The sequence below is a fragment of the Rhizobium phaseoli genome (assembly GCF_010668805.1).
Lineage (GTDB): Bacteria > Pseudomonadota > Alphaproteobacteria > Rhizobiales > Rhizobiaceae > Rhizobium > Rhizobium phaseoli_A.
In genome coordinates this window covers 1-21,788 of the sequence record NZ_WUFT01000039.1, presented here as the reverse complement: position 1 = coordinate 21,788, position 21,788 = coordinate 1, and the positions used below count along the sequence as shown (strand labels likewise).

Annotated in this window: 18 protein-coding genes, 1 tRNA gene and 1 pseudogene; 8 read left to right on the top strand and 12 right to left on the bottom strand. The window is 62.4% G+C overall.

What is annotated here, in order from left to right:
• Together GR197_RS30825 and GR197_RS32700 are read left to right on the top strand one after the other, a co-directional pair.
• Positions 1–139: pseudogene (locus GR197_RS30825) on the top strand (DUF721 domain-containing protein); the annotation flags it as partial.
• A 42-nt stretch (positions 140–181) separates the two neighbouring features.
• Positions 182–304 (top strand): hypothetical protein, encoded by a 123-nt coding sequence (locus tag GR197_RS32700; RefSeq protein WP_281409538.1) that lies wholly within the window; start codon positions 182–184, stop codon positions 302–304.
• Between the two features lie 60 nt (positions 305–364).
• Here the strand turns inward: GR197_RS32700 and GR197_RS30815 are convergent, their stop codons facing one another.
• Together GR197_RS30815 and GR197_RS30810 are read right to left on the bottom strand one after the other, a co-directional pair.
• Positions 365–1,036: a Fic family protein gene (locus GR197_RS30815; RefSeq protein ID WP_164016427.1), complete on the bottom strand. Its 672-nt coding sequence runs from the start codon at positions 1,034–1,036 to the stop codon at positions 365–367.
• Complete coding sequence (locus GR197_RS30810; RefSeq protein WP_164016425.1) at positions 1,029–1,211, bottom strand: hypothetical protein; 183 nt, start codon at positions 1,209–1,211, stop codon at positions 1,029–1,031. The genes GR197_RS30815 and GR197_RS30810 overlap by 8 nt, the downstream gene beginning before the upstream one ends.
• 454 nt (positions 1,212–1,665) lie before the next feature.
• Here GR197_RS30810 and GR197_RS30805 point away from each other — a divergent pair, with 454 nt between their 5' ends.
• Together GR197_RS30805 and GR197_RS30800 are read left to right on the top strand one after the other, a co-directional pair.
• The gene (locus GR197_RS30805) at positions 1,666–2,436 is read left to right on the top strand and encodes a DsbA family protein (protein WP_432444214.1); all 771 of its coding nucleotides are present in this window, start codon (positions 1,666–1,668) and stop codon (positions 2,434–2,436) included.
• 96 nt (positions 2,437–2,532) lie between these two features.
• On the top strand, positions 2,533–5,994 hold the full coding sequence (locus GR197_RS30800; RefSeq protein ID WP_164016421.1) for a chromosome segregation SMC family protein: 3,462 nt from the start codon (positions 2,533–2,535) through the stop codon (positions 5,992–5,994).
• 50 nt (positions 5,995–6,044) lie between these two features.
• Here GR197_RS30800 and GR197_RS30795 read toward each other — a convergent pair whose 3' ends face one another.
• The 3 genes from GR197_RS30795 to GR197_RS30785 form a co-directional block, all read right to left on the bottom strand.
• Positions 6,045–8,021, bottom strand: a complete 1,977-nt coding sequence (locus GR197_RS30795; RefSeq protein ID WP_246724736.1) for a hypothetical protein — start codon at positions 8,019–8,021, stop codon at positions 6,045–6,047.
• Between the two features lie 106 nt (positions 8,022–8,127).
• Complete coding sequence (locus GR197_RS30790; RefSeq protein ID WP_164016417.1) at positions 8,128–9,207, bottom strand: toxic anion resistance protein; 1,080 nt, start codon at positions 9,205–9,207, stop codon at positions 8,128–8,130.
• Positions 9,204–10,088: a hypothetical protein gene (locus tag GR197_RS30785; RefSeq protein WP_246724735.1), complete on the bottom strand. Its 885-nt coding sequence runs from the start codon at positions 10,086–10,088 to the stop codon at positions 9,204–9,206. The genes GR197_RS30790 and GR197_RS30785 overlap by 4 nt, the downstream gene beginning before the upstream one ends.
• A 644-nt stretch (positions 10,089–10,732) precedes the next feature.
• Here GR197_RS30785 and ppdK point away from each other — a divergent pair.
• Positions 10,733–13,417 carry a pyruvate, phosphate dikinase gene (gene ppdK, locus GR197_RS30780; protein ID WP_164016415.1) on the top strand — a complete coding sequence of 895 codons (2,685 nt, stop codon included), beginning with the start codon at positions 10,733–10,735 and terminating at the stop codon, positions 13,415–13,417.
• A gap of 45 nt (positions 13,418–13,462) precedes the next feature.
• On the opposite strand, the gene GR197_RS30775 is transcribed toward ppdK, so the two are convergent.
• Together GR197_RS30775 and GR197_RS30770 are read right to left on the bottom strand one after the other, a co-directional pair.
• Positions 13,463–13,738, bottom strand: a complete 276-nt coding sequence (locus GR197_RS30775; protein WP_164016413.1) for a hypothetical protein — start codon at positions 13,736–13,738, stop codon at positions 13,463–13,465.
• Between the two features lie 408 nt (positions 13,739–14,146).
• The gene (locus GR197_RS30770) at positions 14,147–14,344 is read right to left on the bottom strand and encodes a hypothetical protein (RefSeq protein ID WP_164016411.1); all 198 of its coding nucleotides are present in this window, start codon (positions 14,342–14,344) and stop codon (positions 14,147–14,149) included.
• A gap of 104 nt (positions 14,345–14,448) precedes the next feature.
• Here GR197_RS30770 and GR197_RS30765 point away from each other — a divergent pair, with 104 nt between their 5' ends.
• Positions 14,449–14,694, top strand: coding sequence for a hypothetical protein (locus GR197_RS30765; protein WP_164016410.1), 246 nt, complete (start codon positions 14,449–14,451; stop codon positions 14,692–14,694).
• A gap of 28 nt (positions 14,695–14,722) precedes the next feature.
• Here GR197_RS30765 and GR197_RS30760 read toward each other — a convergent pair whose 3' ends face one another.
• Entirely contained in the window at positions 14,723–15,112 is a 390-nt protein-coding gene (locus GR197_RS30760; protein WP_164016408.1) for a hypothetical protein, read from the bottom strand.
• A 356-nt stretch (positions 15,113–15,468) separates the two neighbouring features.
• Here GR197_RS30760 and GR197_RS30755 point away from each other — a divergent pair, with 356 nt between their 5' ends.
• On the top strand, positions 15,469–16,377 hold the full coding sequence (locus tag GR197_RS30755; protein ID WP_164016406.1) for a DUF1499 domain-containing protein: 909 nt from the start codon (positions 15,469–15,471) through the stop codon (positions 16,375–16,377).
• 478 nt (positions 16,378–16,855) lie between these two features.
• On the opposite strand, the gene GR197_RS30750 is transcribed toward GR197_RS30755, so the two are convergent.
• From GR197_RS30750 to GR197_RS30740, 3 genes are read right to left on the bottom strand one after another with little or no spacing between them, the layout of a single operon-like run.
• Entirely contained in the window at positions 16,856–18,589 is a 1,734-nt protein-coding gene (locus tag GR197_RS30750) for an SDR family oxidoreductase (protein ID WP_164016403.1), read from the bottom strand.
• Complete coding sequence (locus GR197_RS30745) at positions 18,586–19,032, bottom strand: thiol-disulfide oxidoreductase DCC family protein (protein WP_432444213.1); 447 nt, start codon at positions 19,030–19,032, stop codon at positions 18,586–18,588. Before GR197_RS30745 ends, GR197_RS30750 begins: the two co-directional genes overlap by 4 nt.
• Positions 19,033–19,040: 8 nt before the next feature.
• Positions 19,041–19,958, bottom strand: coding sequence for an MBL fold metallo-hydrolase (locus tag GR197_RS30740; protein ID WP_164016429.1), 918 nt, complete (start codon positions 19,956–19,958; stop codon positions 19,041–19,043).
• A 164-nt stretch (positions 19,959–20,122) separates the two neighbouring features.
• Here GR197_RS30740 and GR197_RS30735 point away from each other — a divergent pair.
• Positions 20,123–20,196, top strand: a tRNA-Gln gene (locus tag GR197_RS30735).
• 516 nt (positions 20,197–20,712) lie between these two features.
• Here the strand turns inward: GR197_RS30735 and GR197_RS30730 are convergent.
• Positions 20,713–21,788: hypothetical protein (locus tag GR197_RS30730; RefSeq protein ID WP_204330483.1), on the bottom strand; the 1,076-nt coding region annotated here is incomplete at its 5' end.

Below are 21,788 nucleotides of genomic sequence, written 5' to 3'. Positions count from 1 at the left end.
CCGCTCCCGCACCCCGCCACCGCTGAAAGGCGAAGCCGCCCGCAAGCTCGAAGGCATGATGGAAGGCATAGAGGGCGACAAGCTGCGCCAGGCGATCCAGCGCTTAGGGACCGCGGTGATGGGCAAGCGGGGACGATAGTTGTCTATGGGCGGTCGGAAAAAAGATGCGATGGATGAAATCATGCGTCGAAAAATCCGTCAGGCGATCGAGGAGCCAGGTTTGGATATCGATGCCGATACGGTTTTCGAGCGGCTAGAACGGCTGCATTCCGCGCGGATGAAGGCTGAGGGTGGTGGCGCCTAATGCATGTCGCCCCATTGCTGCCGATAACTGTTCGGCGTTGCTAAAGCGCATCGGGCGCTGTCACTCGTGCGAAAGGAAGTGCTTTCCCGTTGCCGTTTCCATGACGCTGGCGAGCTGCGCGGCTAGCATGCCCTCGATCAACTCTTCCATTTTCGACAGATCATAGTCGCCGCGCTCGACCGCGCGATCGGCGGCTTCCAGGGCGTCGAAATAGGGCTTCCGGTTGTCGACGATCTGGTCAGGAATCGTCTTGATGCCGGGCAGCGGCAGCTGAAGTTTCACGCATAGGACGACATAAGACACCATCCGGGAGGTGCGGCCATTGCCGTCGCTGAAGGGATGAATCCAATTCAGCCGCCACATAACGTATGATGCCAAATGGACGGCAGTTTTATCCCAGTTGTCGTTGACGTAGTCGCAAAGCTCTTCGATCAACTCCGGCACACGGTGCGCACCAAGCGGCTTATGTTCGCTTCCCTGTATCGCCACATCCGCCGGCCGGAAGTTGCCGGCATAGAGGCTGATTCCCTGCAGGGCTTCGCGATGCAGCGCCAGCAGCAAAGACGGCCGAAGCTTCCACTTCGCGCCCTTGTCTATAGCGTCGATGATCATTGCGCGCGCCGCATCGAACTGGCGAAGGCCATTGCGAGCCTCCGCCTCGGCGCGTTCCGTCTCGTCCTTGATCAGATACGCTTCCGTTGCGACACTATGGCGGCGGGTGCCTTCAGTCATTTTTCTGTTTGTCAGCCATCTCGTCAGCCACGCGATCGATCATCTCGCGCGTGATCATTTCGTTTTCGAAATGCGTATTCCCATAAGCGAAGCTGCGACGCTGAACTTCGATTTCGCTCGGCGACGGCTGCACCTTCTTGGCGGCTTCGATTAGATTTCTGAGCGGTTCGTTCATGGCAGTCTTCCTTTCATGCGCCGATTCATAAAAGCGGTTTTCCGTTTTCAAGCAACCTTTAACCGGATACTGAAATGGAATTGTGCCAAGCTTTTGAACCAGGTGTTACCCGGACAGCAACGATACATCTCTGGATCTGGTCTCAATGTAAGGTGGAAGCGGGGGAGTTGGAAGATGGGAGCGCGGAATCTGGCACAGGCGACAATGCTGGAAGCTGACCCGCCAACGTCCAGTCTCGGCCCTCATTGCCTTGGTGTCTTAGAGGCGCTTTCCGTCATCTGAGAAGCGAACTTGATTGATTGGATGGTCAACGCCACATCTTTCACTGCTCTCGGTCCCATCACGGTCACAATTCTTTGAAGGAAGTTGGTGAACCGTGGCTTGTGAGCGGCCGCCAGCCGTTATATCGCACAGTCACGTCGTCACTCTCATTGCTTATGGGGAACCCATGCAGATGTCTGAAATGCAACTGACGAAACGCCGCCTCCTGGGTGGGATCGCCATCGCCGCAGCTGCCGCAGCGCTTGTCGCCTGCAACGACAGCAAGAACGCTGCCGATGCTTCGTCCTCCGGCAAGACCATGGCCGACGGCACCAATGTCGACACCATCCAGACGGCGGCGACATCGCCGGCCGAAACGCCGCAATCGGATGGCGATGTCGACATGGCCTCAGTGCTGAAGCCCGGCCCGCTGCCGGAGATGGCGCTTGGTAAGGCCGACGCCCCCGTCAAGATCGTCGAATACATGTCGATGACCTGCCCGCATTGCGCCCATTTCCACAACACCACCTTCGATGCGATCAAGCAGAAATATGTCGATGCCGGCAAGGTGCAGTTCATCATCCGCGAATTCCCCTTCGACCCGCGTGCCGCCGCCGCCTTCATGCTCGCCCGCTGCAGCCCCGCCAATCCGGAGCAGTTGAGCACGCCGGAGCAGTATTTCCCGATGGTTTCGATGCTGTTCAAGCAGCAGCAGGTCTGGGCCGCCGCCGATGACGGCCGCTCCGCATTGCTGCAGATGTCGAAGCTCGCCGGATTTACTGAGGATAGCTTCACGAAATGCTTGACGAACCAGAAGCTTCTGGATGAAGTGAACGCCGTGCGGGAAAGAGGTTCCAAGGATTTCGGCGTCAACGCCACGCCGACTTTCCTCATCAATGGCAAGCGCTACTCTGGAGACATGCCGGTTGAAACCTTGTCGGGGCTCATCGACAGTCTGCTCTGAACCGATCCGTTTGACGATAACGGGCGACGGCGAAAGCCGTGCGCCCGTTTTTTTGTGGCTGCGTGGCAAGCCCACCCCGCGCCGCGGAGCTTCTGCATGAAGTTCAACAAGCTGCGCCTGGTCGGCTTCAAATCCTTCGTCGAGCCGACGGAATTCATCATCGAGCGCGGGCTGACCGGCGTCGTCGGCCCGAATGGCTGCGGAAAATCGAACCTCGTCGAGGCGCTGCGCTGGGTGATGGGCGAGAATTCCTACAAGAACATGCGCGCCTCCGGCATGGACGACGTGATCTTTTCGGGCTCGGGAAACCGCCCGGCCCGCAACACCGCCGAAGTGGCGCTCTATCTCGACAATGCAACGCGCACCGCGCCTGCCGCCTTCAACGACAGCGACGAGATCCAGGTCACCCGCCGCATCGAGCGTGAACAGGGATCGCTCTATCGCATCAACGGCAAGGAAAGCCGCGCCAAGGACGTGCAGCTGCTGTTTGCCGATGCGTCGACCGGCGCCCGTTCGCCCTCGATGGTCGGGCAGGGGCGGATCGGCGAGCTGATCCAGGCAAAGCCGCAGGCCCGCCGCCAGCTGCTGGAAGAGGCGGCCGGCATTTCGGGCCTGCATTCGCGCCGCCACGAGGCCGAATTGCGGTTGCGCGCCGCCGAAGGCAATCTCGAGCGACTAGACGACGTCACCTCCCAGCTCGAAAGCCAGATCGAGAGCCTGAAGCGCCAGGCCCGCCAGGCAAACCGCTTCAAGACGCTGTCTGCCGATATCCGCGCCCGCGAGGCGATGCTGCTGCATATCCGCTGGGTGCAGGCCAAGGAGGCCGAGGCCGAGGCCGACAGCGCGCTGAACCAGGCGACATCAGTCGTCGCCGAAAAGGCGCAGGCCCAGATGGAGGCGGCGAAGAACCAGGCCATCGCCAGCTTGAAGCTGCCGGAACTGCGCGAGGGTGAGGCCCGCGCTGCCGCCGCCCTGCAGCGCCTGCAGATCGCTCGAAGCCAGCTGGAGGAGGATGTCGGCCGCATTCTGCGCCGCCGCGACGAACTGACCCGCCGTCTTGCCCAGCTTGGCGAGGATATTCGCCGCGAGGAGCGGCTGGTCGCCGACAATGCCGTCATCCTGGCAAGGCTCGATGCCGAAGAGGCCGAGATTTCCGAGGTGCTGGCCGATTCCGGCCGTTATGCCGAGGAAACCCGCGAGGCCTTCGAGGCGGCAGCGGCAAAACTTGGAGACAGCGAACGCATCTTCACCCAGCTGACCGCCGAGCGCGCCGAGGCCGCCGCCGGCCGCAACCAGCTGGAGCGTGCCATTCGCGATCTCGCCGACCGGCGGATGCGCCTCGAACGCCAGATGGATGAGGCCAACCGCGAATTCTCAACGATCGGCGAAAAGATTGCCGGCCTGCCTGACCCGGATGAAAAACGCGCCATCGTCGAGGCCGGCGAAATCGCGCTTGCTGACGCCGAAGCGGCCGTTCAGGTGGTGGAGCAGGCGCTGACCGCAGCCCGCCAGACCGAGGCGCTGGCGCGCGCGCCGGTCGATCAGGCCCGCTCGAGCCTCAATGCGCTGGAAACCGAGGCCCGCACCATTTCCCGCATGCTTGCCGCCGGTGCGGCCGCCGGCAAATTTCCGCCGGTTGCCGATGAGCTGAAGGTCGATCGCGGCTTCGAAACTGCACTCGGTGCCGCCCTCGGCGACGACCTGGAATCGCCGCTCGCTGCCGAGGCCCCGGCCCATTGGTCCGACAATGGCGATGGCGCCGGCGACCCGGCACTGCCATCCGGCGTCACGCCGCTGCTTGGCCATATCAATGCGCCCGCCGCGTTGACCCGCCGCCTGCGCCAAATCGGCCTGGTGGCCGAACGGGATGCCGAGCGCCTGATGGCGGCGCTGCAGCCCGGCCAGCGGCTGGTGACGAAAGACGGCGCCGTCTATCGCTGGGACGGTCACGTCACCGGTGCCGACGCCCCGAGCGCTGCGGCCCTGCGGCTTGCCCAGAAGAACCGCCTGGCTGAGCTCGAAGGCGAGGCAGCCCTTGCCCGCGACGTGCTTGCCGAAGCCGAGGAGCGGCAGGCCGCCGCCGCTGATGCGATCCGCGGCGAGGAGCGCCGGCTTGCTGACGCCCGCGACATGAGCCGGCTGTCGGCCCGTCATCTCGCCGAAGCACGCGAGGCGCTTGTTGCCGCCGAGCGCGCTTCCGGCGATCTGATCCGCCGCCGCGACGTCGTCAGCGAGGCGGTCAGCCAGCTGGGCGCGCAGCTGGAGGAGATCGCCATCCAGGAAGAGAATGCCCGCATCGAGCTGGAGGACGCGCCCGATCTGACCGCGATCGACGAGCGGCTGCGCTTTCAGCAGGCGGAGGTAGCGACCGATCGTGGCGCGCTGGCCGAAAGCCGCGCCCGCCATGAAAGCCTCGCCCTGGAAAACGAGGCCCGCCAGCGCCGCATCCTGGCGATCGGCCAGGAGCGCGAGACTTGGCGCCAGCGGGCGGCAAGCGGCGAAGATCATGTGGCGACGCTGCGCGAGCGCGAGGAAGAGGCGCGCGAAGAGGCAGCCGAGCTCGAATTGGCGCCGGATGAATTCGACGACAAACGCCGCGCTCTGATGAGCGAATTGCAGAAGGCCGAAGAGGCGCGCCGCAATGCCGGCGATCTGCTGGCCGAGGCCGAACGCATCCAGCGCGAGGCCGACCACAAGGCGACGACCGCACTGTCGGAACTTGCCGAATGCCGGGAACGCCGCGGCCGCGCCGAGGAACGGCTGGTTTCCGCCCGCGAAAAGCGCCAGGAAGGCGAAAGCCGCATCCGCGAGGTCCTGAATGTCGCCCCGCACGAGGCGCTGCAGCTGACCGGGCGCCCGGCCATGCAGGCGCTTCCCGACCCGCGCGAGGTCGAGCGCGAGCTGGAGCGTCTGCGGATCGAGCGCGAGCGGCTCGGCGCTGTCAACCTGCGCGCCGACGAGGAACAGAAGGAGTTGAGCGACAAGCTCGAAGCGCTGATCAGGGAACGCGACGACGTCATTGATGCGATCCGCAAGCTGCGCGGCGCCATCCAGAGCCTCAACCGCGAGGGCCGCGAACGGCTGATCGTTGCCTTCGACATCGTCAATGCCCAGTTCCAGCGGCTATTCACCCATCTTTTCGGCGGCGGCACCGCCGAGCTGCAGCTGATCGAATCCGACGATCCGCTGGAAGCCGGCCTCGAAATCCTGGCCCGGCCGCCCGGCAAGAAGCCGCAGACCATGACGCTACTCTCCGGCGGCGAACAGGCACTGACGGCGATGGCGCTGATCTTTGCCGTCTTCCTGACCAATCCCGCGCCGATCTGCGTGCTCGACGAAGTCGACGCGCCGCTCGACGACCATAATGTCGAGCGCTACTGCAACCTGATGGACGAAATGGCGGCCTCCACCGAAACCCGCTTCGTCATCATCACCCACAATCCGATCACCATGGCCCGCATGAACCGCCTCTTCGGCGTCACCATGGCCGAGCAGGGCGTCTCCACCCTCGTCTCCGTCGACCTGCAGACCGCCGAGCGCCTGCGCGAGATTGCCTGAGGTTTTGCCCTCTGTTTGTCGTTAGCGGGCGATGGAAGCGGTTCTTCGATCTACAGCTGATATCGGCCGCGCTCTTCAATGAGTGCTTCGATACGATTGCGCCGCGCAACGGCAATTGCAAGCAAGGGTGTGACAAGAACCGCCAGCCCCAGACTCCCGATGGAAAGCGTCAGCAGCCACCGTCCCAACCGCCGCACCAGCGCCGGGAGGTCGGCATAGCCCCAGTCCATCGCGTCCGGAGTTTGACCATGGGCCGAGACCCAATCCCGGATGATCGCGATGCGCTCGCGGTGAACACCAGGATGCAAATCCTTCACATCCCTGATCTGATTGAAGAAATGCGCCGCATCGGCGCTATCACTTTCAAGATAGGCAAGCTGCGCAAGGGTATAGGCCGCAAGCGAAGGATTGATGTCCGCCTCGGGGACGGAGGAGGGGGCATTGTTTTCGGTCGCGATCGAACCACGAAGATTGAGGGCCAGCCCCTGCAATCCCTCCGTGGCAGGCTCCCGGATGTCGCCGGGCGCAACGTTTGATCTGTCCGCGGCCTGATCCAGTTTTGAACGCAGAAGCTGCGAGAATTGCTGGGGCAAGGCTTCGCTGCGCGAGTGCTGGGCAAATCGAAAATCTTCGAGAACGAAGTATGCAACGAAAGCCATCACGGTCAGAGCGCCGAGGTATCGTGATCGGCGCGTGGCAAGAACGATCGCAACGACGAGAATCGGATATTTGAGCCAGTTGAGCAGGATGGACCAGGCGGCCCAGTCCTCAACGCCGACGATGACGGCAACTCCGCCTCGCTGCGCGTAGTCTGCGGTATTTCCCGCAAGCGCCACAAAATGGAAAGCGGTGTTTTCCGCTGCATCAGGCAGCCAAACCCAATAGGCTGAAAAAGCGGATAGCGCGGCAAACGCCACGAGACCCAGGACGAGTAGAAGGTAGGTTCGTGCGCGGGAGGCAATGGCTTCAATCGCACGCTCGCCATTGGCAACGGAAGGCGGGGGAACCAGCTTATTGGCGATATTGGCGCCGAACACTCCAGCCGCACGCTTCAAGGCACCCGGCAGATTGGCTCGGCGATGTTCCAACTCGCGCTCAATCGCGAAAACCCTTCGGCTCCGACGGGCGACCAGCCAACCGAACCCATTCGTCAGCGGAGCGGCAATTCCAAACAGCACCCCTGCCGAAAGCAGCAAATATGCCTTTTGCGATTGAGCCGCATTGTCCGCACTAAACTTCTCACGAGCGTCCGGACCAAAGCCGCCGGAGGCGAGCGCAAAGTTTCGTATCGCCTGAAAACGGGCGCGGTCGAAATTGTTGAGAAGGAAGCCGCTTGTTTCCAACGTATCGAGTGCAGTCGCGGCAGCAGCGCCATTGCCACGAAGGGCCTCCGCTTGCGCCAGGAAGTATGGCGCGATTTTTGCAACTTCGTCATTCCCATCCGATTGCGCCTGGTAAACGCCGGCAGGTAATTCAGACGAGCGGATCACCCTATATTTGACATAGGTCTGCGGGGCGCCGAAATGTCCGGAGAGGTCGGACATTAGTCCGATGATAAGAGGGGTAGCGAAGACGCTCACCGCAACAACGGCAATGATTGTGCGGCGAGACAGTGGAGCGTGGAATATCAGGGCAATGAGCGCGAACATCTCGAGCGCAAAGGGGGCCAGGGCCTGTGACTGGCCGAACAATCCCCATGGTATCAGAAAGAACGCAACAACCAGACCGGCGAAAAGCCAACGGCCTTTGATGATTGTGAAAGCGGTCGCAAATGCCAGGATGGCAGAGACATACTGCGCCAGATAGGGAAGTGGCCTCGATCCGGTCTGAACTGAGGAAACCGCTGATTTGACGCCGGTTAGCCCCAACGCATTGGTGAACCCGTCGAGCACATAGATCGAGCCGTCCAACATCCGCAGATCGGTCGGATCGGATGGCCGCATGCATGCCGCTGCAAAGAGCAGCATGAACGCGACGAATGCAAATCCCTGGGCAACAAGCGACAGAAGATTGGATCGACGATCCAATCCGGCATGTCCTGCATCACTCGTTTGAACGGGTTTTCCTGGTGCGGAACCAGAGGCAGGCGCAGACGAGGCTGCGCCGAGCGCCCGCCTGCCGAAAGCGGAGGCGTCAGCCACCGGCAGCTCCAGCGGCCTTCACGCCGGACAGCATCTCGCTGCGAAGCCGTTCCAGCTCGCCGATCGCCTGACGGCGGTCCGTCGCACCCTTCTCATGGACATCGCGAACGTCGGTCAGCGTCAGCAGGATTTTATCATGGACATGCTGGAGCGTTTCCACATCGATGACGAGGCGCTGGTTGGATTTCGCCGTCGCCACCGAATTCTGGTGCAGCAACTCGGCGTTCCTGCGCATGATGGCGTTCGTCGCGTTGTCGATGGTGTCTGCCAAGACGACGGCGCTTTTCTGCTCGTCCAGGGTCAGGGCCAGCATGAATGCGCGTTTCCACGCCGGCAAGGTTAACTGGCGGATCGTCTGGAACTTGTCGACGAGCGCGAGATTGTTTGCCTGAATGATGCGAACCATCGGCAGGGTCTGCATCGCCGCGTGCTGAAGGACACGCATATCGTCCGCACGCTTCGAAAGCTGCTGACGATTTGCTTCGAGGACGGCGAGGTGCTCGCTCGAGGCAAGATCACCGGATGCATTATTCTGGCGGCCAATCTCGTCTTCCATGTCGTGAAGCCGAATCTCGATGGCCTCGACATGTTTGCCGAGTGCTGCATACTCAACGCGAACGCCCTCGTACATGAGCTGATAGTCATGATTTCGCCGCGACAGCGTCTGGGCCGTTGTCTCGATTTGCGCAACGAGCTTGTCTACCTGCCCTTTGACGGTGTCGAACCGAGCGATGGCACGTTCCTTTGATCGCGCGATCCGCTTGAAAAGGCCGCCGATGATGGGAATTCGTCCAGTCGAGTTATCGAGTGACGACAGATTGAACTGTTGAGCCGCGAGCACGATCTCGTTCAACTGAGCTCCGGTGTCGTCGAGGTCGGTTGCGCGTGCCGTTCCGAGAATCTCGTCGGCATACTGGGATGACCGCTCGGCGACTTCCTGGCCAAATTGCTGGATCGAGAGGGCCGAGAACAGGTCAATGGTGGCCGCCAGACGCGCGACGTCCGGATCCACCTGATGTTCGCTGGCGACCGCACTTGAGGCGTCGTGCAGTGGCAATGCTGCTTTCATCATTCTTGTCTAACCTTCTTCAGGAAGCCTATGAGATTGCTGTGAGCATCGAGAAACGCAGTCACGACGGAACTGCGCGGTGTGATTGCTTCGCCATGAATGATCGCCAGCGCATTTCGCTGCCAGAGCGGCAACAGCAGTGTTTCAATGTCGGTGAATCGGTCGAGCAGTGAAGCAAGCACACCGGCAGACAGCTCGATCTGCTGAATCGTCAGCGTGTTGGCCGCCTCGATCGCCATGATGTTGGCAAGACGCCGCTCAAATCTGGCGACCAGAGCGAGGTCTGAACCACTCGACCGCGAAATGAGCAGCTTCTTGGCGTCCCCGATCACGCCGGCAAGACGCGCCTGTTCGTCGATGAGCTCAAGTCGCGTTCTGTCGAGAATTCCCCTTATGCGCCCCCCAGCCTGCGCAGCCCGGCTCAATTGCCGGAACACATCGGCGACCCTGTGGCTTGCAAGTTCGAAGCCCAGGCGGGCTTCGACGGCTGCGCCGGTGAACCGACCGATCAGGCCCTGCTTCCGCAACATCTTCTGGAGATCGATGTCCTCGAGCATTTCGATCAGCTCGCTCGCTGAACTGCGGATGTCGCGAGCCGGCGCCGAACTCAGGATGTCATTATCCATCCTCGGTGAGCGAGCTGCCACGTCCAGGGCCGCAACCGCGTCGTCGTCGATTACTGCTGGAGCAGGCTGCTCTTCGACATTGTTCGGAGCGGGATAAGAATGGTTGGTGCCGTAGGCCATCGCAATACTGAGCTCAAAAGAATGCAAATCTTCTGAAAGACAATCTCGGCGGGAACATTGAAAATTGAATGAATTTGGTTGTGCGCCTTTTACTGGCATCAAAAATGTCGGCGTCGGCTGCTCACCGCTTGGCAGCATTCGGAGCCAGGCGCCCCCTGTTGTCACTTAGGGCCGAGCATGATTCCAGCCTGGCCGGCGCAATTTCAGCAAAGCCGTGACGCCGTTTTGCGCCCAGAAATTGCGTGAAATCAGAAAACTGGGAATAAACACCAAAAAAGGTCGCCTCTCATGCCGCTTGTACCCCATTTGGGTGATGCTCTTTTCGCTGACTTGCATTAGAAGTTGTTTCAACGCAACCTAATTACTTAGCTGAAAAGCGAGCAATCAAGCGTTGCGTGTTGTCGAATTTGCGTGCGGTTTTCCGGGCAAGGGCAAGAACCGGAAGCCGTTAGAGCAGTTCCAGGGGAAGGACAGATCTGTTTTCCTCGGAGTTGCGTAAGATGATGGTCAGAGCGGTTCCTTTTTCAAAAAGCTGAACCGTTCCTGGGTTTGTGGGACCCCCCGTCCGGTTTTCCTGGCCGGACGGAAACAAGGCTTTGCGGGACATTGTTGCAGTCCCGCAAAGCTTTTTTTGTGCCTTTTTCTGGCGTTTACCGTTTTAATCGTTTCGATTGTGGCGCGCGCCGCAGATTTATTGTGCAACGCAACATTTCGCCGCATTTGTCGATTTTCATTTCAACACCAACGGATTAAGCTAATCCCGGTTTGGTGTTGGGGGGAAGATGACCAAGTGGGTCTATACGTTCGGCGACGGGCAGGCTGAGGGCCGGGCGCGCGATCACGAGATTCTGGGCGGCAAGGGCGCCAATCTTGCGGAAATGTGCGCCCTGGGGCTGCCCGTTCCGCCCGGCCTGACGATCGTCAGCGACGCCTGCAACACCTATTACAAGAACGGCGGCCATATCGACGACCGTGTGAAGGCCGAGGTGCGCGCCGGCATATCCGGCATCGAGGCGATCACCGGCCGCCGCTTCGGCGCCGGCAGCCAGCCGCTGCTGCTTTCGGTGCGGTCCGGCGCCCGTGTGTCCATGCCGGGGATGATGGACACCGTGCTCAATCTCGGCCTCAACGACGAGACCGTGCAGGCGCTCGGCCACGATGCCGGCGACGCGCGGTTTGCCTGGGACAGCTACCGCCGCTTCATCCAGATGTACGCCGATGTCGTCATGGGTCTCGGCAACGACGCCTTCGAGGAGATCCTCGAAGACGAAAAGGCCAAGCTCGGCCATGAAACCGATACCGAACTCAGCGCCTCCGAGTGGCAGCATATCGTTTCTCTCTACAAGCGGCTGATCGAGGAGGAACTGGAGCAGGAATTTCCGCAGGATCCGGAATTTCAGCTCTGGGGCGCGGTGGGCGCGGTCTTTTCCAGCTGGATGAATGCGCGCGCCGTCACGTATCGCCAGCTTCACAATATTCCGGGAGGCTGGGGCACGGCGATCAACATCCAGGCGATGGTCTTCGGCAATCTCGGCAATGCCTCGGCTACCGGTGTCGCCTTCACCCGCAACCCCTCGACCGGCGAAAAGGCGCTCTACGGCGAATTCCTCGTCAATGCCCAAGGCGAGGATGTCGTTGCCGGCATCCGCACGCCGCAAAGCATCACCGAGGAGGGGCGGATTTCCTCGGGCTCGGAAAAACCCTCGATGGAAAAGCTGATGCCGGAGGCGTTTCGCGAGCTTTGCCGCATCTGCACCGAGCTCGAGATCCATTACCGTGACATGCAGGATATCGAATTCACCATCGAGCGCGGCAAGCTGTGGATGCTGCAGACCCGCTCCGGCAAGCGCTCGACCCGGGCGGCAATGAAGATCGCCGTCGACATGGTCGATGAGGGTGTGATTACCGAGGAGCAGGCGGTGCTGCGCATCGAACCATCAAGCCTCGACCAGCTGCTGCATCCGACGATCGATCCGCGCGTCACCCGCCAGGTGATCGGCACCGGGCTTCCGGCATCACCGGGGGCTGCCACCGGCGCCATCGTCTTCACCGCCGAAGAGGCCGTCGAGGCCGAGGCCGAAGGCCGCAAGGTCATTCTGCTCCGGGTCGAGACCAGCCCCGAGGACATTCACGGCATGCATGCCGCCGAAGGCATCTTGACCACCCGCGGCGGCATGACCAGCCATGCGGCGGTCGTTGCCCGCGGCATGGGCATCCCCTGCGTCGTCGGCGCCGGCACCATGCGCATCGATCAGCGCAACGAGCGGCTGCTCGGCATCGGCGTCACCCTGAAGAAGGGCGATATCATCACCATCGACGGCTCGGCCGGCCAGGTGCTGAAGGGCGAGGTGCCGATGATCCAGCCGGAACTATCGGGCGATTTTGGCCGCATCATGGGCTGGGCCGACCGTCTCAGGCGCATGACGGTGCGCACCAATGCCGATACGCCGGCCGATGCGCGCGCCGCCCGCTCCTTCGGCGCCGAGGGCATCGGCCTTTGCCGCACCGAACACATGTTCTTCGAGGGCGAGCGCATCCATGTCATGCGCGAGATGATCCTTGCCGTCGACGAGACAGGCAGGCGGCTGGCGCTCGACAAGCTGCTGCCGATGCAGCGGCTGGATTTCACCGGCCTGTTCACCGTCATGCACGGCCTGCCGGTGACGATCCGCCTGCTCGATCCGCCGCTGCACGAATTCCTGCCGAAGACCGATGACGAGGTCGCCGAAGTCGCCTTCGCCATGGGCATGGAGGCGACTGCGCTGCGCCAGCGCGTCGATGCGCTGCACGAGTTCAATCCGATGCTCGGCCATCGCGGCTGCCGGCTGGCGATCTCCTATCCCGAAATCGTCGAGATGCAGGCCCGCGCCATCTTCGAGGCGGCGATTGCCGCAGCGAAGGAGACCGGGGCCGCCGTCGTGCCGGAGATCATGGTGCCGCTGGTCGGCCTGCGCACCGAGCTCGATTACGTCAAGGCACGCATCGACGAGGTCGCCGGCAAGGTGATGAACGAGGCCGGCATGAAGATCGATTATCTCGTCGGCACGATGATCGAGCTGCCGCGGGCGGCGCTGCGCGCCCATGTGATTGCCGAGGCCGCCGAATTCTTCTCCTTCGGCACCAACGACCTGACCCAGACCACCTTCGGCATCTCGCGCGACGACGCCTCGGCCTTCATCCCCACCTATCAGCGCAAGGGCATCATCGAGCACGATCCCTTCATCTCGCTCGATTTCGACGGTGTCGGCGAATTGATCAGCATAGCCGCCGAACGCGGCCGGCGGACCCGCAACGACATGAAGCTCGGCATCTGCGGTGAACATGGCGGCGACCCGGCCTCGATCCGCTTCTGCGAAACGATCGGGCTGGATTATGTCTCCTGTTCGCCGTTCCGTGTGCCGATCGCCAGACTGGCGGCGGCGCAGGCGGTCATTTCAGGAGGTCTGAAAGACCTCCGGGGGAAATAGCCGGATACCGGCAAGCGCCCGCGACAGCCCTTAGGGCGCCTGGGATCAATGATGATGGTGCCAGCGATCGCGGTAGATATACGGCCCGTTCAGATCCCAGGCCATGCTCTGCATCATCTCGGCACTTTGCGCCCGCGATTCGGCCCGCCGGTCGAGATCGATGCGCTGCAGGCAGGTGGCAAAACCATCCGTGCCGCGCCGGAACCCGTAGCTTAAACAGCGCTGCTCATCCGCCGCCCGCCGCTCCTCCGGCGTCATCGTCTGGCAGGCGGACAGGCCGGCGGCGAGGGTGGCAATGGTGATGAGAAGGCGGATGCGCATCGGGGTATTCCTTGCTTTTCCCTGAGGAAACGGCAATCGGGCGAGGTCGTCAAGCCATTGCTAAACTTGCCCTTCGTCTGACTGCCGCCCCGGGAGAAGCGCCTCTGTTTCGCGAGGCCCTGGCCACTTGCCGATCTCTCCCCTTGTGGGGGAGATGCCCGGCAGGGCAGAGGGGGGTTCCAAGTCCTCAGTGCGCTTCTTTGAGCCGCGCTGCGTCCAAACGATAGACGACCGTGACCCTTTTTGTGGTTCGTAGCGGCAGTAGCACCCCCCTCTGTCCTGCCGGACATCTCCCCCACAAGGGGGAGATCGGCTGGGGCAGCCTTCAACTCTCCCTCGCCATTCTTGTCCTGGGTCAAAGCCAGAGCGTACGAATGAGGGAGCTTGAAGATGACGCTATCTCCAAAATCACGCCGCGCCGGCCGGATCCCCGATCGGCAGCAGGGCCGGATTGAGCGGCGGATCCTGGGGGTTCTTCGTGTCGGACGGGTCCTGCACCGGTGTCAGCGGCGGCTTTTGCTGGGTGGGGTCGGGAATGCCGGGGGTTGACGTCGGGCCGCGTGGGGTGTCGGCATTCGGGATGGGCATCGGGTCTCTATTGGGCATGATCGCCTCCTTTTCAACAAAAGGAACGGCATCCCCCGCTTATGGTTCCACTTTCGCAGCCGGAGATTCCTCTGTAAGAGGGGCTTGCAAACACTGGAACGAGCATGGCCATCCGCGACCGATTTTCGAAAAAACTGAACTGCCCGCAATGCGGCAATGAGGGCTTTGCCGAAGCTTCGGAGATCGACGATCCGAAGCGCAAGCACCCGGATTTCAAGGTCGATCGGCTGCCGCGCGGTTTTGGCGTGCAGCGGCCTTCCAACCACCAGGAAAATTTCGTGATCAAATGCGAATGCGGCCGCAAGTTCCCCTTCCGCAGCGTTGCGGAAGCGGCGGCCGAACGGCGCTAGCCTATACTCGGCATTATGCTCCGAGCTTCTAAATCCGCTCCAGCAATTCGATAAAGGCTTCGGCGAAACGCACCAGATGCGCCGTTTCTTCGTCGGGCGCCTGCATGCGAATTTCCGTGCCGGCATAATCGAGCAGCGCCAGCACGACGCGCATCTCGCTGCCGTCATCGGGAATGCGCAGCACGGCGATGCGGCGGCAATCCACGACGAGGCCGGCGGCCGGCAGGTCGAACAGCAATTCGCCGCCCGACCGTTGCGCTGCCTGGCGCACCGCCTCGCAGAAGCCGGCATCGCCGCCGGCATAACCTTCGAGCGAAAGTTCGAGCTCGACGAGCTCCATCGGCAGCATCGGCTCGCTGTGGTCGATCCCGGCAAGCGCGGACGCCTGCGGCCTTGCGGCTGTCTCGGTTGAAATCATCCCGTCTCTCCTTGCCTTTAAAATCGGAGATGAAACCGCGGCAGAATGGCCCTTTTTTAGCATATCAGCAAGGTCTTATGGAATCGCCCCGTCTTCGCCGCGATCTTTGCCATGACCTTGGCTCACGAATTCCATCTGATATTCCAAGACAACAGTTTCAATTCAGCCGAATCTTGCCCAGATCCGGATGATTTCAGGCCGGGCTGGCCTAAAATCTGAATCGGGATCTAAATCAAAGAAATAGAGCACGATGTCGTCCGAAAACCGCTTCACACTTTTCGGCATCATGCTCTAAACAGGGATGTGGCGATTTGCGTGGTTGAAGGCGCGGCGCTGACGAGCAACCGGTAAGTTTGATGGCCATCCGTTTCGACCGTCCCGTTTCCAGCGCCGCCCGCTTTGCGCGGCTGCTTGGGGCGTTTTCGCTGGTGCTGGCGCTGGCGGTGATGATCGCCCATCGCTTCGGCGGCCTCGCCACCCCCTATCTGGTGCTGCTGTTGGTAGCTGCCGCCGGCGGCGCGCTGCTCGCAGCACTGCTCGCCGCCGTCGGGCTGCGCAGCCTCTGGACGACTGGCGCTGAAGGCGGGCTGGCCGCACTCGCCGCCCTGATCTATGCCGCCTTTCCCCTGGCGCTCGGAGCCTTTGCCACCGAACATTATCTGACCCTGCCTGATATCTACGACGTCTCCACCGATCCGGTTTCGGTGCCGGACTGGCTGTCGCCGCCGAAAGCCGACCAGATCTGGCTGAAGCGCAATCCGGTGATGCCGGAGGATCGTGAAAAGCAGATATCAGCCTATCCCGAACTGACCGGCCGGCGTTATGAGGGCGCGCTCGACCGCGTGCTGGAGGCGGTGCGCAAGGTCGCCAAGCACAGCGGCTTTGTGATCGTCAAGACCACCGGCGACACCGAGCCGGACCGCGACCCGGAGGACAGACCGGCAAAGCCTGAGGCGAGCGACGATGCCGCTGTCGCCGATGCGCCCGATATCGTGCCCGTGCCGACGCCGCGCCCCTATGACGACGATGTCGCCAGGATGATCCGCGGCGCCAACGGCGTGACGCTGCAGGCGACCAACCGCACGCTGATCCTCGGCCTGCGCTTCGATATCCTCATCCGGCTGCGCGAAGAGGCCGAAACCACCTTCGTCGACATCCGCGTCGCCTCCCGCTACGGCCAACACGACCTCGGCTTCAGCGCCGACATCGCCGGCGATTATCTGAAGGCGCTGGATTCCGAGCTGTTGGGGATTGCGGGTGGGTGAGCCGCGGTGCCGCCAGAGGCGGCAGCAATCGATCCGGCGAATCGATTGCAGCGGCGAACGCCCTGAGCCCAAAGCGAAGGGCCGGGATAGGGTGCGGCAAACGCAACGCCCTTACGGTGCCACAAACTCGACGTCGCTGCGGTATCACACCCAACCAAGCTACCCTCATCCCTGTATCCCTCGGCCAAAGCTCTGAGGTCACAGTAATGACGGAGGAGAGGGCGTGCCGTGGCAACCCCCCTCTGCCCTGCCGGGCCCGGGGCGAGCCGCGGGTCTCGCCCGTCCTTCGGACCCCCCACAGGTGGGGAGATTGGCAAGTGGCGAAAACTTTCCGTCCCTCCGCCGTTTCGCCGGGCTGTGACACCAGTTGTTTGGGGAAGCCAGCGAGCCCAGCTGATCTCCCCACCTGTGGGGGAGATGCCCGGCAGGGCAGAGGGGGGCTCACACGGCAGGCCGGCTCCGGTGAGGAAGAACGCCCTCACGCCACCACCAACCACCCCGTATACCGCACCACCAGCCCGGTCAGCCGCCCGCCGATCTCCACGTGAAAGTGGAACCGCCCCTCACGCTCCTCCTCATAAGTCTCCCCACCCGGCGCGAGAAACAGTGGCAGCGGAACCCCAAAAAACCGCCAACCCCGCACCACCAGCCGTAACTTATTCCCCTCCTGCACCAGCGCCACCAGCACTCGGAACGGCCCGAAGACTTCGGCAAGCAGATGCCGGTCGCGGCCTTTTCCTTCGAGCTGCAGGCTGCGGAAGCTCTTATCCTCGAAATCCCGCGTCCAGATCTCCTTCTCCCCATCGGCGGTAAAACGCACCGTCACCGGCACATCCTCACCCGCTGCGGGAAAGCCGATCAGCCGCGCGACGATGCCGGCCAGAAAGCCGCGGCCGCGCTCGGTCCGCGCCCGGCCGGAGGCGACGCGTGCGCCGCCGGCAGGCCCGGCGGAGTGCATCTCGGCAATCGCCGGCGGCAGCCGTTCGAAGGCGCTGCCGAGAATCCTGTGGTAGAGCGGCAGGCAGGCGGCCTCGCTCTCAACCCTGATCCCCGTCGTGATCGAAAACCGCCGGAATTCCGCTTCGAAATCGGCAAGCTGCAATTCCCCTGTCGCCGGCCGCGCGCCGTTTTCCGGCCGGATGCCCTTGAGCAGCCGGCGGACGAGCGCCGCGACGCCGGTGATCGGAATGAACGGCCCGTCATCACTCGCGGCAATCAGATGCCAGCCGCAGGCCAGGCTCTTGCCGCCACTATCAACGCCGCTGACGCGCACGAACATGCCGCCGCGATGGTCGCCGATCGCCAAGGCGTGGCTGGCGCGCTGCAGCAGCGGCGCAAACGGCAGCAGCGACGGCAGCATCCGCAGCCGAACCAGCCGGGCGGCGAGGCTGAGCAAGCGCTGCAGCGGCTGCGGCTCGGTTCCGACCCCGGTGAAGCTCGATTGCAGGCCGGGCAGGCGCGCCGGCAGCAGCGCCAGATCCGGCGCATCCACCAGCAGGAATTTGCGGCTGCGCAGCGGCACCACACCCGGCGGCGCCACCGTCACCCGCATCGCTTCAATCAGCCCAAGCCCGCTCGAAGGCCGCCCATCGCGCCGCAGCGACACCGGCTTGCCGGCATAACTCGCGATCGCCCTGACGACATTGAGCCCGATCTTCACATGCGCCGACGGGGCAATGCCCGCCGCCACCCGATCAATCCGGGCAAACTGCGGCGCCATGACATCGAGCGCGGCGAAGGAGAGCGCGGGAAGGCTGCTCAGCCCCGACAGTGCGAAGATGCCCTTCGCCCTGGCCGCGGCATCGAGCCCGCCAATACCGGCGACGAAGCTGGTGCTGTCGGCGATATCGGCATAATCGATGCCGAGGCCGATGCAGGCCTGCACCACCTTGTAGGCATCCTCACCAAACGTCTGAAACGGCCCGGAGGCATCGACGACGAGATCCGGCCGCAGTCGCGTCAACTGCTCTGCCAGATCCCCATCGCGATCGAAGCGCACGGCCTGCAGGCTGGCCCCCAGATTGCTGCTTCCCAAGCCCTCGGATCCATCCTTCGGGGATCTGAGATCGGCGACGAAATCGTCGGCCTTCTCGAGCGACCGCCCGGCGATCAGCAGCCGGAGCCGCGGTTCATCGCCAAGCAGCCGCGCCAGTCGCCCGCCAAACGTGCCGTAGCCGCCGATGATCAGCAGCGAAAGCCTGTCGCCACTCATGCGATGAAGCGGCTGCGCTGCTCCGGCGTCGGCACCATGCAGCTTTGCCGGCCGGCGATCTTCAGCCGGTTGCGGGCGATGAATTCATAAAGCCTGTCGGCCATGCGGCGCGGCAGCAGCCGGAACAGCCTGATCACCGAATAGGGAAAACCGAGGCCGGCCACCATGCGGATCGAGCCGTCGGATTTGAAGAAGGCGCGGCCGTCTTCGATGAAGATATTGGTCTCGTAATCGCGCGCATCCAGCCCGTAATGCCGGTAGAGTGCGGCGCCGAGCGGCGTCTGGGCGGCGAGGAACCGGTATCGCCGCTGCTTGTCGTGTTTCAGCGCGAATTTCACCCAGCCGGAGCAGAACACGCATTCGCCATCAAAGACGATCAGCGGCCGGTCATCGGCAAAAGCGGGCACATCGGCATCGTCGCGATAGCTGTAAGCGGCTGGCATCTGCTGGCTCATCTCCCTGGTGCCGGCCGGTAGTGGGCGGCAAGCGAAGGCGGCCCATCCGCGGCAATCTCGCCGCGCTCGAAGAGATCCTCGATATGGGCGAGCACGGAAAGTGCGGCCGCCCCATAAAGCTTCGGATCGGTATCGCTGTAGATCGCCTTCACCATCTCGGTGATCCCCTGGTCGCCCGCCCGGATGCGGGTGAGGATCGCCTGCTCGCGCCCCAGCCGGTGCGCCTTCAGCGCCTTGAGGAATGTGGCCGGCTCCACAACCGGCCCGCCATGGCCGGGCAGCAGCAGGGCGTCCTCGCGGGCGATCAGCCGGTCGAGCGAGGCCATGTAATCGGCCATCGAGCCATCCGGCGGTGCGACGATCGAGGTCGACCAGGCCATGACATGATCGCCTGAGAATAGGATATCGCGGCCATCGAGCGCAAAGGCGGCATGATTGGCCGTGTGCCCCGGTGTCGGCACGCCGGAGAGCACCCAGCCATCACCCGCAATTCTCTTGCCGTTGCCGATGGCGATATCCGGCACGAAGGCCATATCCGAACTTTCAGCAAACGGATTGATCTCGCCGGCGCGCAATGGCCTTGCCGGCCGGTGCGGCCCCTGGCCCACGGTCACCGCCCCGGTTGCCGCCCGCAGCCGGCGGGCCAGCGGCGAGTGGTCGCGATGGGTGTGGCTGACGAAGATATGCGTCACCTCGCGGCCGGCAAGTGCTGCCATCAGCGCTAGATAATGCGCCTCGTCCTCCGGACCGGGATCGATGACCGCGACCGAGGAAGTGCCGACGATATAGCTGTTGGTGCCGTGAAAGGTGAAAGGCCCGGGATTCTCAGCCGTGATCCGCTCGACCCCCGGCGCCACCGGCACGGCCCGCCCATAGGCCGGCTCGAAAGCAAGGTCGAATGCGGGACTGTCCATGAAGGCAATGATCTCGAGGCCGATGACACCGCCAATTCCTAGCACGGCCCACCGCCCCGCGCGCGCACAAATCTGCTTGAGGCGCAACTTAGTCATTGTGACGGACGGAGAGCTTTGCTAATCAGGCGTCGATTTGAGCAGACGGTTTCCGCCGAAAGCTCTGTTGGGGCGTCGCCAAGCGGTAAGGCAACGGTTTTTGGTACCGTCATCCCTGGTTCGAATCCAGGCGCCCCAGCCATTGATTCCAAGTTCGCTCTGGACACCCGGCGGGACGGCCAAAACGCCCAAATCGGCGGCGTGAACTGGTCTAACGAGGTCATCGGCCGTATCCAACTGCTTCCTGCAGGCCACTTCCAGCGCGATACGGGAGCTGTGGCCGCCATCGAGATTCTCCCACCGACTGGGTCGCGACTCAAGCGCCGGACCGTCAGGGCCGATTGGATACGCGCACGAAGTGGCCCGGCGAGGACTAGGCCGTTGACCGCAAGCCACGGCGGATCGGTGTCCGGGCCCGGCCGCGAAAGCACGGCGCATCGGGGACCGAAAATCAATGCCCTCATTGTGCGCCCTAGCCGGGAACAGGACGACGGCCGAACGGCTACGAACCGGCCGCGGTCCGCGCTCCGTGGCGGTCTGCGGGCAGCGTTCCTGCAGATCCGTGCGGAACCGGCAGTTCGGGCGCGCCGGCTCCCGTCGGACGTTTTCGCGTTTAGGAAGGAACCCGTCGCCCGACGTGCCGGAGTAAAGCATTGAGTCAAGGCTTAGATAACAGCGCGCGAAGCCGCGCTTTGATGTTTTCGTGAGTGGTGTTCAGATGTGTTTTCGCAACGGGACTCAGTAGCCCGGTGTGACCAACTGCGTTGCGTGCGGGCTTGTATTGCACGGCATCTGACCAGAGTGACTGCTTTCCATTGGTCGTTTTACTGCCCTCGGCAGTTACTGCCAGTGCGTCCATATCGAGATAAGATAACGTGCTTGGAGCGGCGCGTATTTCGAAACTGATGTTGGCTTCTCCCTTGGTATCGTCTTCGCGCTTTTTCCATTTGGTGGCGTCACTGGATACGCCGGTCGAAAGCTTCAATCCTTTGTCTTCAATGTACTTCCTGACGAGGTTTTCCGAGAGAAAGCAATCGACATAAGATTGCAAGTTGTATGCGGCGTCGTTCTGCAGCTGATTGAGCCAGGTATCTACTTTGTCTTTGGTTGCCTTAGCGCCGCCGGCCGCCTGGTAGTCGCTTTTGGCGATGTTGTACATGTCGAGCGCTTTACGCTCTTTCTTGCTTTTGCGGGGATTTTCGTCATCGCCGTCTTCCCCGCGCTCAAGCCGCAACTCGTCCCATTGGTCAATGACCTTCTGAAGAAGTTCCTTTAGATCCTTTTTCAGCAACGCGAATTGAGCGTCGTCTTCGATTATGCCTTCGCGGCTGCTGGTGAACGGGTCGGCATCCGGTCGGTCTAGGGCATCGAAGTGTATCTGGCCATAAAGATAGTTTTCGACAATGCGCTGTGTCGGCATGTGGCGGATGACGTTTTTCTCCCGCAGACGGCCGTTGACGAACAGATCTAGCGTGGCGCGCTCTTCGGTGCCAGTGATTTTGAGCTTGGAAGGCTTGTCGACCGTGGCGAGGAAGCCAGTGACCTTGAGGATGCCCGGTTCCAAGGGAACTGTCTTCTTCAGATTTTTAAAGGACTTTGTGAACGAGTGACCTGCCACTGAGGATTTCCTCCAGAATTGATTAGAGTCCGGCCCATCAAAGGACGGACGAATGAAGAAGCAGAGATTTACCGAAGAGCAGATTATTGCGGTGCTGAAGGAGCAGGAGGCTGGTG